Here is a 15,307-nt window from a genome sequence, read left to right on the forward strand (position 1 = left end):
CGGGAGAGTGGGTTGAGGCGAGTGCAGCGGTTATCCGCCAGGCGAGTGGTGGCTGCCCTCAGCGGCTTGGCGTTCTGCTCGGCGGTGGTGACCAGCCTGGTGCTGCTGCTGGCCGAAGGAGGGCTGGAGCGGGGCGATAAGATCGCCAGCGTGGTCAGCATGGTGATCGCCGTGCTCAGCCTGCCGGTCACCCTCTACACCGCTTACTTCTCGGTCAGCCAGGCGCGGCGCACCGCGGTGCCGGAGGGCTCGGCGGACCGGCTCGACGCCGTGGCGGACGTCATCGCGGACGCGGTGCGCAGGCAGTGGGAGTCGGAGGAGCAGATCCGGCACGTGCACGACCCGTTCCCGCTGCCGTTCCGGTGGGTGAACGCCGAGGAGGACGTGGCCGACCACTGGCAGAACATCAACGGCACCCCCGACGACAGCACGCCCCTGGTCCTCGACGGCCGGGGCGACCACGTCGTCGACGCGTTCCGCCGGGTGCCGTCGCGACGGCTGGTGGTGCTGGGCGAAGCGGGCTCGGGCAAGACCGTCCTGACCTCCAGGTTCGCCCTGACGCTGCTGGAGGAGCGCGAGCGCGCGACCGGGGAGCCCGTGCCGGTGATCTTCCCGCTGGGGTCCTGGAACCCGGCGCTGGTGCCCCTGCGCGACTGGCTCGCCGAGCAGCTCGTCACCAACTACCCGGTGCTCGCGCGATCCGACGGCGCGGACGGCACCCTCGCCGCGCGGTTGCTCGCCACCCGGCGCGTGCTGCCGGTCCTCGACGGCCTGGACGAGGTCACCGAGGGCCTGCGCGGTGAGGTGATCACCAGGATCAACGCCGAGGTGCGCCCAGGGGAGCAGTTCCTGCTGACCAGCAGGCCGCGCGAGTTCCGCGAAGCGGTCGCGGCCTCGGACGTGCTGACCGCGGCGGCGGTCGTGCGGCTGGAGGCGCTGACGGTCGACGACCTCGACCGCTACCTGCCGCTCACGACGCGCAAGCTGAGCGGTTCCCGCACGAAGTGGCACCCGGTCCTGGAGCACCTGCGGCGGTCGGGCACCGGCAGCGCGCTGGCGGAAGTGCTCTCGACGCCGCTCATGGTCGCCATGGCCAGGACGATGTTCAGCGACACCGACGCCGACCCGGCGCAACTGCTCGCCCTGGACGGGCGGGACTCCCGGACGACCCGCGAGGTGATCGAGGACCGCCTGCTCGCCGGGTTCCTGCCCGCCGTGTACTCCGGCCGCGCGTCGGGCGCGGGCACGTCGCGGGTGGCGGGGCACCTGCGGTTCCTGGCCCACCACCTGCACCGCAGCGGAACCCACGACATCGCCTGGTGGCGGTTCGTGCTGGCGGTGCCCCGAGTCGTCGTGGGCGTCACGGCCGGGCTGGTGATCACGGCGGCCACCTGGCTCGGCACGGGCTTCGCCGTGTGGGCGGGGCGTTGGCCCGATCCCGCCGGACAGCGCGCGTGGGTGATCGCGACGCTGGTGGCGGGCGTGGTCTGCGGCGCGGTCGGGGGTGCGATCGTCGGGCAGGGCCGCGGCATCCGCCCGTCGCCCGCCCGCCTGCGGTTGCGGCTGCGCGGTCGACTCCGCCACATCGCCGGGCAGCTCGCCCGCGGCCTGCGGAGCAAGCACACGGCGGCCTGGCTCGCCGTCTGGACCAGCGGCGGTGTTCTGTTCGGGCTCACGGCGTCGGTCTTCGGCCGGGGCGGGAACGTCGTCCCGGTGGGCCTCGCCGCGGGTCTGCTCGCCGGCTTCGGCGTGTGGTCCGTGGTCGCCTTCGTCCACGCCCTGGGCGCCCCGGTCGAACCCACCGAGATCACCAGTCCGGCCGAGTTCCTGCGCACCGACCGGCGCACCGCGCTGCGGCAGGGACTCGTGGCGGGGGTGGGTGGGGCGGCGGTGTTCTGGCTGATGATGCGCATCGCCTTCGAGCCCGCGTTCGGCGTGCCCTTCGACGTGGTGTTCACCAGTGGGTTGTGGTTCGCGGGCTTCCTGACCCTGGCCGTGCTGGGCATGCTGATCTGGGCGCTGTTCGTCACGTCATGGGGGCCGTGGCTGCTCGCCCGGCTGTGGCTCCCGCTGACCGGGCGCCTGCCCTGGGCCGTGATGGCCTTCCTGGCCGACGCGCACCAGCGGGGCGTGCTCAGGCAGGCGGGCGGGGTCTACCAGTTCCGGCACGCGCGGCTGCGCGACCACCTGGCCGCCGCGGATCGCGCCGACCGGTAGCCGCGGCGCGTCCGGCACCAGCTGGTTCTCCCGCGCACCAGCGGGAACTTGTTAGCATCCGGTGGTTTCGATGTGGTGCGACCCGCTGCCTGCCCGGCGGGCGTCCATTGAGGACGGAGGACCGCGGTGGGTCGACGACGTGTCACGCTGGCCGACGTGGCCAAGGCGACGGGGGTCTCCACCACGACGGTCTCCCTCGTGCTGGCGGGCCGCGGCAGGGACCTGCGCATCTCCGAAGAGGTCGAGCGCCGGGTGCGCTCGACCGCCCAGGAGTTGGGGTACCGGCGCAAGACCCTCTCGGTCGGCCTGCGCGCCGGGCGCTCGCGGACGATCGGGTTCCTGTCCGACACCGTCGCCTCCTCGCTGCTGGCGGGCGCCATGATCAGGGGCGCGCTGGAAGCCGCGCACCAGCGGGACTCCATGCTGTTCTTCGGCGAGAGCGGCGGCGATCCCGAGGTGGAGCGGACGCTGGTCGAGGCGATGCGCGACCGCCAGGTCGAGGGCATCGTCTTCGCCGCGATGTACACCAGGGTGGTCGGCGTGCCCGAGGGGCTGGACCGAGGTCCGGCGGTGCTGCTCAACGCCCTGCCCGCGGCGTGCTCGTCGCTGCCCGTGGTGCTGCCCGACGAGGTGGGCGCGGGCCGCGCCGCCGCGCAGGTCCTCGTCGAGGCCGGGCACCGCGAGGGGATCCACCTGGTCGGCGCGGGCCCCGGTCTGGACGACGTGCCGCCCAACAGCATCGCCGCGACCGAGCGCCTGGTCGGCATCCGCCAGGTGTTCGGCGGTGCGGGGGTCGAGGAGGTGAGCGCGCGTTGGTGTCCGAAGTGGATGCCCGAGGACGGCTACCGCGCCACCGGGGAGATTTTGCGCCGCTACCGCCCGAGGGCGCTGCTCTGCTTGAACGACCGCTTGGCCTTCGGCGCCTACCAGGCGCTGGCCGAAGCCGGGCTGTCCGTGCCGGACGACGTCTCCGTGGTGTCCTTCGACGACCACCCCATCGCCTCCTGGGTGCGGCCCAGGCTCACCACCGTCGCCCTGCCCCACCACGAGCTCGGCGCGAAGGCGGTGGAGGTGCTCTTCGCCGCCGCCGAGCAGCGGTCGCGGCCCAGAGGCGCGCCCGTCGTCCACCGCGTTCCCATGCCGCTGCGGCGTGGGGAGTCGGTCAAAGCGGTGCGCGCGTCGTAGTCGACTTCTCCGCGTTGGCCCCCTCGGCGCGTGGCCTGCCCGCCACCTGCTGTTGTTCACGCTCACAACACCACTCCGAGGAAAGGTGCTGTTCAATGGGCTGAACGGAGCAACTTCGCACTGTATCGCTTCTAGCTGGCCTTATGTGACCTCATCGAACGGCATTCGACACGATTCGAGCCGAAACCAGCTAAAGTTAGCGCTCACATTTTTAGCTTTGACCTGTCGCAGCGCCACTGGCTACATTGACTGGCGATCAAGACCGCACCGCCGGGGCCGTGCCCCGCGCCGGTCGAGGACCGCCGCCGCGACCGCCGTCAACGATGACGATGGGAACACCGATGCGACGAACTCCAGCGGCACCAACCGCGCCGAACCGCGCCCGCCCCCGCTGAGGGCGAGGCGGGTTCCCACCCGACCTGTGACGCCGTGACCGCGCCGGTCCGGTGCGCGTCGTGCCGCCCGCACAGGTCCGCGACCACCCGATCCACCGATGAAGGATGACCATGTCTCTGCTACGGCATCTCCCGTCGCGGCGGTCCAGGCTCGCCGTCGCGGTCGTCGTGCCCCTCGCGGCGGTCTCCGCGCTCACAGCGGTGGTGACGCCCGCCTCCGCCGCCGTGGAGTGCTCGGTCGCCCACGCGGCACCCGCGCGGTGGCAAGGCGACTCCAACAGCACGCCGTGCACCGAAGGGGTGAGCACCACGACAACCACCGCGCCCCGGCAGGCGGCGGGCTCGTTGCCCAGCAGCTTCCGGTGGTCCTCCAGCGGCATCCTGATCAGCCCGAAACCCGACGCGACACACCCGAACGTGGCGGTGAAGGACCCGAGCGTCGTCTACCACAACGGCCGCTACCACGTGTTCGCCTCGACCTACACCGACGGCTACAACCTGATGTACACCAGCTTCGCCGACTGGTCGCAGGCGTCGTCGGCGACGCACCACTACCTGGACCGCACCGCCATCGGCGGCGGCTACAAGGCCGCGCCGCAGGTGTTCTACTTCGCCCCGCAACGGCTGTGGTACCTGATCTACCAGACCGGTTCGAACGCCTCCTACTCGACCAACCGCGACATCGCCAACCCGCAGGGGTGGTCCGCGCCGAAGAACTTCTACGCGGACGGCATGCCGAAGATCATCCAGGACAACATCGGCGACGGCTACTGGGTCGACTTCTGGAACATCTGCGACAGCGCCAAGTGCTACCTGTTCTCCAGTGACGACAACGGTCACCTGTACCGGTCGGAGACCAGCCTCTCGCAGTTCCCCAACGGGTTCACCAACACCGTCATCGCGATGCAGGACGCGGACAGGTACCGGCTGTTCGAGGCGGCCAACCTCTACAAGATCCGGGGCAGCGGCCAGTACCTGCTGATCCACGAGGCCATCGGCTCCGACGGCCGCCGCTGGTTCCGCTCCTGGACCGCCCCGGCGATCACCGGGCCGTGGACGGCGCTGGCCGACACCGAGGACAACCCGTTCGCCCGCGCCAACAACGTCACCTTCCCCGACGGCGCCTGGACCCGCGACATCAGCCACGGCGAGGTGGTGCGCACCAACGTCGACCAGACCATGGAGATCAGCCCCTGCAACCTGCGCTACCTCTACCAGGGGCTGGATCCCGGTGCGGACGGCGAGTACAACCGGCTGCCCTGGCGGCTGGGACTGCTGACCCAGACCAATTCCACCTGCTGACCCACCGAAGGAGTCCAATGATGAGGCACAGGTCCTTAGCGGGGGCCGTCGCCGCCGCGGCGTTCGTGGTCTCGACCACGACCGGCACGGCGGTGAGCGGTGCCCTCGCGGACACCGCGTCGGCCACCTCGTCGACCACCGGCGTCGGCGCCGCCGCGTCGACCGCCGGGTGCGGCAAGGCCCCCGGCCTGACCAGCGGCACGCACACGATCCAGAGCGGCGGCAAGAGCCGCAACTTCGTCCTGAAAGTCCCCGACAACTACGACAACGCCCGTCCCTACCGGCTGATCTTCGCCTTCCACTGGTGGGGCGGCACGGCGAACGAGGTCGCCACGGGCGGCAGCAGCGGCGCCTCGTGGGCCTACTACGGTCAGCAGGAGCTGTCCGCCAACAGCGCGATCCTCGTGGCGCCCCAAGGGCTCAACAACGCCTGGCCCAACACCGGCGACGAGGACACCAGGTTCGTCGACGACATGATCACCCGGATCGACGCCGCTCTGTGCGTCGACACCACGCTGCGCTTCGCGACCGGCTTCAGCTACGGCGGCGGCATGAGCTACTCGCTGGCGTGCGGCAGGGCGAACGTCTTCCGGGCGGTGGCGGTGTTCGCGGGCGCGCAGCTCAGCGGCTGCAACGGGGGGTCGCAACCCATCGCCTACCTCGGCATCCACGGCATCGGCGACACGGTGCTCAACATCTCCCAGGGGCGGTCGCTGCGCGACAGGTTCGTCCGGAACAACGGCTGCGCGGCCACCACACCGCGCGAACCGACCTCGGGCAGCCTGACCCACATCGTCACCGCGTACACCGGTTGTCGGGCCGGGTACCCCGTGGTGTGGGCCGCGTTCGACGGCGGTCACACCCCCGGCCCGGTGGACGGGTGCAACTGCGAGAACGGCGCCAGGACCTGGACCAAGGGCGAGGTCTGGAAGTTCTTCTCGCAGTTCCAGAGCACCCCGCCGAGCACCGTCGCGGAAGCGGCGCGGCGCTGAGCGCGCCTGCTCGTCCACCACGCACGACCCGCACCGGGAAAGGAGATCCGATGAAGCGGGGCAAGCGCGCCACGTCCGTCCTCTCGGCCGTGGTCGGGGTCGCGGCACTGGCGGTGGGCGGCGGCACGACCGCTCACGCCGCCGATTCCGAGTTCTACGTCGACCCCTCCAGTTCGAGCGCGCGGTGGGTCGCGGCCAACCCCGGCGACTCCCGCACCCCGGTGATCCGGGACCGGATCGCCTCGGTGCCGCAGGCCCGGTGGTACACCACCACCAACACCTCCGCGGTGCGCTCGGAGATCAGCTCGTTCGTCGGCGCGGCCGCGGCGGCCGGGAAGATCCCGATCCTGGTGGTCTACAACATCCCCAACCGCGACTGCGGCGGGGCCAGCGGCGGCGGAGCGCCTTCGCACCAGGCCTACCGGGCCTGGGTGGACGAGGTCGCGGCGGGCCTGGCGGGCCGCCCGGCGGCCATCGTGCTGGAACCCGACGTGCTGCCCATCATGAGCAACTGCCAGAGCGCGGACCAGCAGCGCGAGACCATGGCGTCGATGGCCTACGCGGGCAGGAAGCTCAAGGCCGGTTCGTCGCAGGCCAAGGTCTACTTCGACATCGGCAACTCCGCGTGGTTGAGCCCGTCGGAGGCGGCCAACAGGTTGCGCGGGGCCGACGTCGCCAACAGCGGCGACGGCATCGCCACCAACGTGTCGAACTACCGCACCACCTCCGACGAGGTGGCCTACGCCAAGGCCATCCTCAACGCCCTGGGCAACGGCAGGCTCAAGGCCGTGGTGGACACCAGCCGCAACGGCAACGGCCCGTTGGGCGAGGAGTGGTGCGACCCGCCCGGCCGGGCGATCGGCACGCCCAGCACCAGGAACACCGGGGACGGGCAGATCGAGGCGTTCCTGTGGGTCAAGCTGCCCGGCGAGGCGGACGGCTGCATCGCGCCCGCGGGGCAGTTCGTGCCGCAGCGCGCGTACGAGCTGGCGACCGCGAGGAGGTCGACCAGCACGAGCGACGCCCCGGCCTCGGCCGGGCGGTGACCCAGCGCGTGGTCGGCGGCCGGTGGCGTTGATCAGCAGCGGCACCGCGTGCGCCCGACCCCGCGCCCGTCCCGAAGCGGTTCCCCGTCCGGCCCCATCGCCTCCGTCGGACGGGGAACCTCCCCCGATCGTCCGCCCCGACGCGGACGAGTTGTGCGCACCCGCGGGCTTGTTCGCGCTAACAAGTCTCGGAGATACGAAACCCTGTCGACTTGATGCTCGGCCGGTTCGCACGTCGTGGAACGTGGTGCCCGCGACGCGGCAGCGGAACAGACATCGATTGCCGATCGCTCGATCATTGACGAAAGTACTTTCGGCAGCGTGACGCGCGGGATGGTCCCGCAGTAGTCCCGGCGGCTTGTCCTTGACGGCGAATGTGACGCGGCTTACCGTCGTGAGCGCTAACAATCGGAGTCAATGCCGAAACTTTCGAGCGATCGCTGCGTCGCTTGCCCGCACCCCTGGGAGACACGACGTGACCCTCCGCCCGCCCCTGCTGCTCGCCGTCGCGGCACTCGTCTTAGCCACCTCCTGCACGCCCGGCGCCGGTGGTGGCGGGGGCGGGGACGGCAAGTCGTTCGAGTTCTGGTCGTTCGCGGCCATCAACCAGAAGCTGTCCGTGGACGCCTACCGGGCCAAACGCCCGGACGTGGAGGTCAAGCTGACCGAGGTGGGCACCTCGGTGGAGACCGCGCAGGCGCTGACCACGGCGCTGGCAGGCGGCAAGGTGCCGGACCTGGTGCTGATCCAGGGCGACAACCTGCCGCAGTTCGTGCAGCAGCCGCAGAACTTCGTGGACCTGCGCACGCTGGGCGCGGACGACATGGCGGGCGACTACCTGGACTGGGTGTGGAAGCAGAGCGTGGCCAAGGACGGCGAGGTGCTGGGCGTGCCCACCGACGTGGGCGGCATGGCCGTGGCGTACCGGACCGACCTGTTCGCCGCCGCCGGGCTGCCCACCGACCCGGAGGCGGTGAGCGCGCTGTGGCCGACCTGGGACGCGTTCATCGAGACCGGGAAGCGCTACAAGCAGGCCACCGGCAAGGCGTTCACCGACAACGCGGCCACCAGCGTGTTCTACCAGGCGGTCAACCAGGTCTCGGAGAAGTACTACAGCGAGGACCGCAAGCTGGTCTACGAGACCAACCCGCAGGTGAAGGCGGCGTTCGAGCTGGGCATCAAGGCGGCCACCGCCGGGATCACCGCCGGGCAGTCCTCGTTCGAGAGCGCGTGGAGCGCGGGCATGGCGCAGGGCCAGTACGCCGCCGTGTCGGCACCGTCGTGGATGCTCAACACCATCCGCAGCACCGCACCCGACACCAACGGCAAGTGGAACATCGCGAAGATCCCCGGCGGCTCCGGCAACTGGGGCGGCAGCTACCTGGCCATCCCCAAGCGCGCGAAGAACCCCCAGGCGGCCTGGGACTACATCAAGGAGATGCAGTCCCCCCAGGGGCAGTTGGAGCACTTCACCCGCGTCGGGGCGCTGCCCTCCACCCCCTCGGTCTACCAGGACCCCAAGCTCGCCGACGCCAAGGACCCGTTCTTCTCCGACGCGCCGACCGGCAAGATCTACACCGACGCGGTGCTCGGGCTCAAGCCGTTCTACATCGGACCCGACAGCGCGACCATCGGCCAGGAGTTCCTCAACGCCATCACCAACGTCGAGCAGAGCGGCGGCGACCCGGCCACCGCGTGGGACGACGCGGTGCGCAACATCAAGACCGCCATCGGCGGGTGACCGCGGTGGCCGTCACGCTCGCCCCGGTGCGCCCGGCCCCGCCGCCCCCGGTCCCGCGGACCTACCGCGGGCTGGGGGAGCGCCTGGCGCCGTACGCCTACATCGCCCCGTTCTTCGCCATCTTCGCCGTCTTCGGGCTGTTCCCCTTCGCCTTCACCTTCTACGTCGCGCTGTTCGACTGGAACCCCATCGGCGACCAGGTGTTCATCGGCGTGGACAACTTCACCCGGATGTTCGGCGACCCCCGGTTCTGGAACGCCGCGGGCAACACGGTGAGCATCTGGGCGCTGTCCACGATCCCGCAGCTGCTGCTGGCCCTGGTGCTGGCGCACGTGCTCAACCACGCCCGGCTGCGGTTCGCGCTGTTCTTCCGGATGTCGATGCTGGTGCCCTACGTGACCTCGGTGGCGGCTACCGCGATCGTGTTCGTGCAGCTGTTCGACCGCGACTACGGGCTGCTCAACTGGTTGCTGGGCCTGGTGGGCGTGCAGCCGATCGACTTCGTGCAGTCCACTTGGGGCAGTCACGTCCTCATCGCCACGATGGTGATCTGGCGGTGGTTCGGCTACACCACGCTGCTCTACCTGGCCTCGCTGCAAGCGGTGCCGCGCGCGATCTACGAAGCCGCGGCGATCGACGGCGCGGGGGCCTGGCAGCGGTTCCGCCACATCACCGTCCCGTCGCTGCGACCGGTGATCATCTTCACCGTGGTCACCTCCACCATCGGCGGCCTGCAGATCTTCACCGAGCCGCTGCTGATCGCCACCGGCGCACCGTTGACCTGCGGCGCGGTGCGGCAGTGCCAGACGCTGACGCTGTTCCTCTACGAGCAGGGCTTCGGCCAGTTCGAGTTCGGCTACGGCTCGGCGGTCGGGGTCGCGCTGTTCGTCATGGTCGTGGCCATCGCCGCGGTGAACTACCTGCTGTCCAGCCGGATCAGGGCGGACCGGTGAGCACCGCCGCGCCGCGCTCGCGGCGCCACGGCCGGGTCCGCTGGTGGACCTACCTGATGCTGTCAGCGGCCACCGTGGCGTGCTTGTTCCCGCTGTACTGGATGTTCATCGTGGCCACGACCGACACCGCGACCGCGACGCAGATGCCGCCCGAGGTCGTGCCCGGTGGCAACTTCTTCGCGCTGGCGGGCCTGGTGATGGAGACGGTGCCGTTCGTGCAGGCGCTGCTCAACAGCCTGTTCGTGGCCACCGCGATCGGCGTGGGCCAGGCGGTGCTGTGCGCGCTGGCCGGGTACGCCTTCGCCAAGCTGGCCTTCCCCGGCCGCAACGTCCTGTTCCTGATCGTCCTGCTGACCATGACCGTGCCCACGCAGCTCTCGGTCATCCCGCAGTACATGATCATGTCCGAGCTGGGCTGGGTGGACACCCTGCAGGCACTGGTGGTGCCCGGACTGGCCAGCGCCTTCGGCATCTTCTGGATGCGCCAGCACATCACCGCCACCATCAGCGACGAGCTGATGCAGGCGGCCCGCATCGACGGCGCGAACAGCTGGCAGGTGTTCTGGCGCATCGCCTTCCCCATCGTGCGCCCGGCCGCCTTCGTGCTCGGCCTGTTCGGCTTCGTGACCGCGTGGAACGACTTCCTCTGGCCGTTCATCGTGCTCAAGTCGCCGGAGCGCTACACCGCCCAGATCGCCATCAAAGCGCTGCAGAACAGCTACGACGTCGACCTCGGCCTGGCGATGTCGGGCTCGTTCATGGCCACCGTCCCGCTGGTCGCGCTGTTCGTCCTGGTCGGGCGGCGCATGGTCGCGGGCATCCTGGAAGGCGCCTTCAAGGGGTAGGCCGCCGCGCACCCGCCGCCCGCTCCTCCTACGACATCCCGGAGAGAAGAACCCGTGCACACCCCTGACGACCGGCTGCCCGAATCCCGGGCGGACGACTGGTACTACGACAACCCCGTCATCCCCGGCCTGCACCCCGACCCCAGCGCGTGCCGGGTCGGCGAGGACTACTACCTGGTGTGCTCCAGCTTCGAGTACTTCCCCGGCGTGCCGATCTTCCACAGCCGCGACCTGGTGCACTGGCGGCAGCTGGGCAACGTCCTGGACCGGCCGTCCCAGCTGCCGCTGCCGCCCGACGCGGCCGCCTCCGACGGCATCTACGCCCCCACGATCCGCCACCACGACGGCAGGTTCTGGCTGATCACCACGAACGTCTCGCACGGCGGCAACTTCATCGTCACCGCGGAGCGGCCCGAAGGGCCCTGGAGCGACCCGGTGTGGATCGACCTGCCCGGCATCGACCCCGACCTGGCGTGGGACGAGGACGGCAACTGCTGGTGCGCCTTCGCGGGTGCCGACGGACCCGCTTTCCACGGCGTGCGGATCGCCCGCGTCGACCCCGAGGCCGGGAAGGTGCTGGAGGGACCGTTCCCGGCATGGGCGGGAACCGGGTTGCAGTGGCCCGAGGCGCCCCACCTGTACCGCATCGGGCAGTGGTGGTACCTGGTGATCGCCGAAGGCGGCACCGAACGCGGTCACACCGTGGCCGTGGCGCGCGCGCGGTCACCGCGCGGTCCGTGGGAAGCGGCCCCGAACAACCCCGTCCTGACCCACCGCAGCACCAACCAGCCCATCCAGAGCACCGGCCACGCCGACCTCGTCACCACCCCGGACGGCCAGTGGTGGATGATCCTGCTCGGCACCCGGCCACGCGGGTACAGCCCCGGTTTCCACGTGCTGGGCCGCGAAACCTTCCTCACCCCCGTGCGCTGGGAGGACGGCTGGCCGCACGTCGGTCCCGTCAACCTGCGGGAGAGGGCACCTGGCCCCCCTCGACCGCTGGAGGTCGAGCCCGTGCGCGACGACTTCGACGCGCCGGTCCTCGCGCCCCGGTGGATCTCGCCGCGGTCGCGCCCGGAGGACGCGTGGTCGCTGACCGAGCGGCCGGGGTGGCTGACCCTGCGCGCCACCGGCTCCACTCTGGACCGACCGGGGTGCACCTTCGTCGGGCGGCGGCAGCGGCACCAGGACAGCCGGACCGCGGTCCGGCTGGACCCCGGTTCCGGCCGGGCGGGACTGTCGGTGCGCATGGACGAGGCCCACCACTACGACCTGGAGGTCGCCGACGGGCAGGTCAGCGTCATCGCCCGCATCGGTCCCCTGCGCCAGAGCACGGCGACGCGCCCCGTGCCGCCGGGCCCGCTGGTCCTGACGATCACCACCCGACCCGCCGCGCAAAGGCCGCCTGCCGAGGGGGAGCCGTCGGGTCTGCACGTCGCCGCGCCCGACTTCATCGCCTTCCACGTCGGCGACGACCCGCTGCCGCTGGCCGAACTCGACGGCAGGTATCTGTCCACAGAGGTCGCCACCGGATTCACGGGGCGGGTGATCGGCATGTACGTCACCGAGGGCACCGCGTGGTTCGACTGGTTCGACCACGAACCGCTCGATGTGCCGCGAGGCTCGTGAGTGACCGCGCGCTCGCGACGCCCCGGCGGCGGAAGCGGCCGGGGCGTCGCGAACCGGGTTGCGGCGCGCCGCCGGTCAGGCGGCGCTGCCCCCGGTCAGGCGGGGCGGTCCAAGCCGAAGAAGGCGATGGCCTGCGCGGCCATGCCCGACGACGGCAGGGAGTGCCCGGCGCCCTGGATGCTGTACGCCTCCACCAGCGTGGTGCCGGAGGAGTCGTTGTAGCGGCGGCGGTTCCAGTTGTTCTGCGGCGTGTCGGTGGAGCTCGGCGTCTGGCTCAGGCCGAACACGTTGGTCCACTGCTCGATCTCCTCCTGCAGCAAGGAGTACGGCACGAGCGTGTCCCCGGTGCCGTGCCAGAGCTGGACGCGCGGACGGGTGCCGCTGTAGCCGGGGTAGGCCTGCCGGACCGCGTCGCCCCACTGCTGCGGGGTGCGGTTGGCGCCCCCGCTGCCGGTGCACCGGCTGCTGCCCGGCGGGTAGTCGGCGGCGTTGGCGAAGCAGTTGAAGGGCACGCCCATGAACGCGGCGCCTGCCTTGAACACGTCCGGGTACAGGGCGAGCATCTGGTTGGTCATCATGCCGCCGGAGGAGGACCCGGTGGCGAAGACCTTGGCGGGGTCGCCGCCGTACTGCTGCTGGACGTGCCTCACCATGGACACGATCGACACCGAGTCGCTGCCGCCGTCGCGACGCTTGGCGGCCTCGGACCAGGTGTCGAAGCAGTTGCCGAACCCGGCCTGCTGCTGGGCGCTGGGGTAGATGACGATGAACCCGTGCCGGTTGGACAGCGAGGCGAACTCGCTGCCGGAGTAGAAACCGGGGCCCGAGCCGCCGCAGCCGTGCATGGCCACCACGATCCCGGGATTGGTCGGGCGGGTGTCCGGCACGTAGACGTGCATCCGCATCCTGCCGGGGTTGTTGCCGAAGTTCGTGACCTCGGTCAGCGACGCCGCGGACGCGGAGCCGGGAGTCGCGACGGCCAAGCCGCCGACGAGCAACGACACCACCGCGACGAGGGGAAGACTTCCTCTGATCTTCATGCGCTCGACTCCTTTGTTCCGCGCACGACCGGATGGGGGAGGGGCGGCGGCGGTGGTGGGCGACCGCGGTGCGGGGGAGGCAGGGCCACGCGCGCAGGTGCCCGTCGGGGGCTGTCGCCGGATCGGGGCCAGCACCCGACATGTGACACTTAGCTTGTACCTCGGTCGGGAAACTGTCAACCAAGGGTCTCGGTGGGCGGACCCGATCCGGCTGGAGCCGATTACAGTCGGTGCGACCGCCTGCCCAGCCACGCCGGAGCCGCCGTGACGAGCCCTTACGACATCGAGGAGATCTTCCCCGGCGACTTCCCCGGCGACGCGGTCGAACCCGTCCTGCTGCCCAGGCGGCAGACCGGCAACTCACCGCAGGGCCTGGCGGTCACCCTGCTGGCCGACTACACCCTGCGCACCCGCGCCTGGCTGCCGTCGGCCGCCATCGTGGCCCTGCTCGCCGAGGCGGGTGTCAGCCACGCGGGCGCGCGCACCACCATCAGCCGCCTCGCCCGCCGCGGTGTGCTGGAAGGCAGCAGGCGGGGCCGCAACAGCTCCTACCGGCTCACCGAGGCCGCAGCCTCGGTGCTGACCGCGGGCGGTCGGGCGATCGCCGCCACCGCCACCGACACCGGCCCGTGGGACCGGCGGTGGACCCTGATCGCCTTCTCGCTGCCCCAGGACGAGGCCACCCAGCGGCGCGAGCTGCGCGGTCGGCTGCGCTGGCTCGGGTTCGCCCCCCTCTACGACGGCCTCTGGATCTCCCCCCACGACCTCACCGACAAGGCCAAGGCGCGGCTGGTCGGTCTGGCACCCGGCGGCGTGACCGTCTTCCGCGCCGACCACGTCGAACTCGACGGGATCGGTCGCAAGCCCGTCGACGCCTGGGACACCACCGCCATCGCCCGCCAGTACGAAGCCTTCCTCCAGCGCTGGAGCCCGCTGCTGCCCGACATCCGCGCCGCCCGGATCACCGGCGCCGAGGCGGTCCGGGCCCGCACCGAGGTCATGGACACCTACCGCCGCCTGCCCTACCTCGACCCCCGGCTGCCGCTCGACCTGCTCCCGCCGGGATGGCCGCGCGAACCAGCCCGCGACCTGTTCGCCGCGGTCTACGACGGCCTGGCCGCCCCGGCGCAGGACCACGTGCGAGCCGTCGCGGGCGGGTTCACCACCGACCCGCCCACCCTCATCCGAGCCCACACCGTCGCCGACCTGCTGGACTGCGCGCCGACCCCCGCGGACCGCGAGTCGCGCGTCCGGACACCGCGAGCCGAGCGCTCACGCACCGCGAGCCGAGCGTTCGGGGCATCGGGTGGTAGTTGACGGCCCGCGCGGGCACCTCGGGTAGTACTTGCTGACGCGGGCCTGCTCACCCGGCCGCTCTGATCAGCGACAGCGTCTGCTTGCCCTGGTCGGACGTGAAGTCGAGATCGATCCGGTTGCCGACGACCCGGCCGGGCATCGCGCCGCAGGGCCCGGAAGTGGTGCTGAACAGCAGGTGGTCGCCCTCCGCCGCCGTCGTCCCGGCGCAGTGCCACCCCATCGAAGGCAGTTGCGGCTGCGGCATCCGGTCGCCGCCGAAGTTCGGGAAGTTCCACTCCACCGTCATCTTCAGGTCGAACGCCCCGCCCTGGTCCACGGTGAGCACCGACGGCATGTCGCCCACGCTGCCCGACCGCTCCAACCGCCACGTGCCGACGGCCTCGGCGGCGTTCGCCGTGCCGCTCGTGCCGCCCGTGGCGATCTGGTACGCCCCGAACCCGCCGCCCGCGACGACCGCCACGACGAGCACGGGCAGCCCGAGCCCCTTGAAGCTGAACTTGTTGGTCTTGGCGCCGATGTGCTTCACCCGGACGTCGCGCTTGCCCTGGAAGACGTTGTTCCCGTCACCCTGGACGTTGGACCACTGATTCCAGTCCTGAGTCATGGTCACCACCCCTGTGTCACGGATGATGTCAGCGGGGTTGC

12 protein-coding genes are annotated in these 15,307 nt (G+C 71.1%); 10 read left to right on the forward strand and 2 right to left on the reverse strand.

The genetic code is table 11. The features are described 5' to 3' along the window. Positions 1–48 precede the first annotated feature (48 nt). From JOF41_RS08485 to JOF41_RS08525, 9 genes are all read left to right on the forward strand, one after another. Positions 49–2,217: an NACHT domain-containing protein gene (locus JOF41_RS08485; protein WP_209617551.1), complete on the forward strand. Its 2,169-nt coding sequence runs from the start codon at positions 49–51 to the stop codon at positions 2,215–2,217. Between the two features lie 126 nt (positions 2,218–2,343). Continuing rightward, positions 2,344–3,402: a LacI family DNA-binding transcriptional regulator gene (locus JOF41_RS08490; protein WP_209617554.1), complete on the forward strand. Its 1,059-nt coding sequence runs from the start codon at positions 2,344–2,346 to the stop codon at positions 3,400–3,402. A gap of 506 nt (positions 3,403–3,908) precedes the next feature. Beyond that, complete coding sequence (locus JOF41_RS08495) at positions 3,909–5,099, forward strand: glycoside hydrolase family 62 protein (RefSeq protein WP_209617557.1); 1,191 nt, start codon at positions 3,909–3,911, stop codon at positions 5,097–5,099. Positions 5,100–5,119: 20 nt separating this feature from the next. Beyond that, complete coding sequence (locus tag JOF41_RS08500) at positions 5,120–6,091, forward strand: CE1 family esterase (RefSeq protein ID WP_209617560.1); 972 nt, start codon at positions 5,120–5,122, stop codon at positions 6,089–6,091. Between the two features lie 50 nt (positions 6,092–6,141). After that, the gene (locus tag JOF41_RS08505; RefSeq protein ID WP_244989542.1) at positions 6,142–7,137 is read left to right on the forward strand and encodes a glycoside hydrolase family 6 protein; all 996 of its coding nucleotides are present in this window, start codon (positions 6,142–6,144) and stop codon (positions 7,135–7,137) included. Between the two features lie 475 nt (positions 7,138–7,612). Then, entirely contained in the window at positions 7,613–8,878 is a 1,266-nt protein-coding gene (locus tag JOF41_RS08510; RefSeq protein WP_189226900.1) for an extracellular solute-binding protein, read from the forward strand. After that, the gene (locus JOF41_RS08515) at positions 8,875–9,831 is read left to right on the forward strand and encodes a carbohydrate ABC transporter permease (RefSeq protein WP_307867313.1); all 957 of its coding nucleotides are present in this window, start codon (positions 8,875–8,877) and stop codon (positions 9,829–9,831) included. Before JOF41_RS08510 ends, JOF41_RS08515 begins: the two co-directional genes overlap by 4 nt. Next, entirely contained in the window at positions 9,828–10,676 is an 849-nt protein-coding gene (locus tag JOF41_RS08520; protein WP_209617564.1) for a carbohydrate ABC transporter permease, read from the forward strand. The genes JOF41_RS08515 and JOF41_RS08520 overlap by 4 nt, the downstream gene beginning before the upstream one ends. Before the next feature lie 54 nt (positions 10,677–10,730). Beyond that, the gene (locus tag JOF41_RS08525) at positions 10,731–12,305 is read left to right on the forward strand and encodes a glycoside hydrolase family 43 protein (RefSeq protein ID WP_307867315.1); all 1,575 of its coding nucleotides are present in this window, start codon (positions 10,731–10,733) and stop codon (positions 12,303–12,305) included. Positions 12,306–12,400: 95 nt separating this feature from the next. On the opposite strand, the gene JOF41_RS08530 is transcribed toward JOF41_RS08525, so the two are convergent. Beyond that, on the reverse strand, positions 12,401–13,345 hold the full coding sequence (locus JOF41_RS08530) for an extracellular catalytic domain type 1 short-chain-length polyhydroxyalkanoate depolymerase (protein WP_189226898.1): 945 nt from the start codon (positions 13,343–13,345) through the stop codon (positions 12,401–12,403). Between the two features lie 264 nt (positions 13,346–13,609). On the opposite strand from JOF41_RS08530, the gene JOF41_RS08535 reads away from it, so the two are divergent. After that, positions 13,610–14,662, forward strand: coding sequence for a PaaX family transcriptional regulator (locus tag JOF41_RS08535; RefSeq protein WP_209617567.1), 1,053 nt, complete (start codon positions 13,610–13,612; stop codon positions 14,660–14,662). Positions 14,663–14,708: 46 nt separating this feature from the next. On the opposite strand, the gene JOF41_RS08540 is transcribed toward JOF41_RS08535, so the two are convergent. Beyond that, a complete protein-coding gene (locus tag JOF41_RS08540) occupies positions 14,709–15,266 on the reverse strand; it encodes a hypothetical protein (protein WP_189226896.1) in 558 nt (185 codons plus the stop codon). Positions 15,267–15,307: the final 41 nt, after the last annotated feature.

It is taken from the genome of Saccharothrix coeruleofusca, assembly GCF_017876325.1.
Lineage (GTDB): Bacteria > Actinomycetota > Actinomycetes > Mycobacteriales > Pseudonocardiaceae > Actinosynnema > Actinosynnema coeruleofuscum.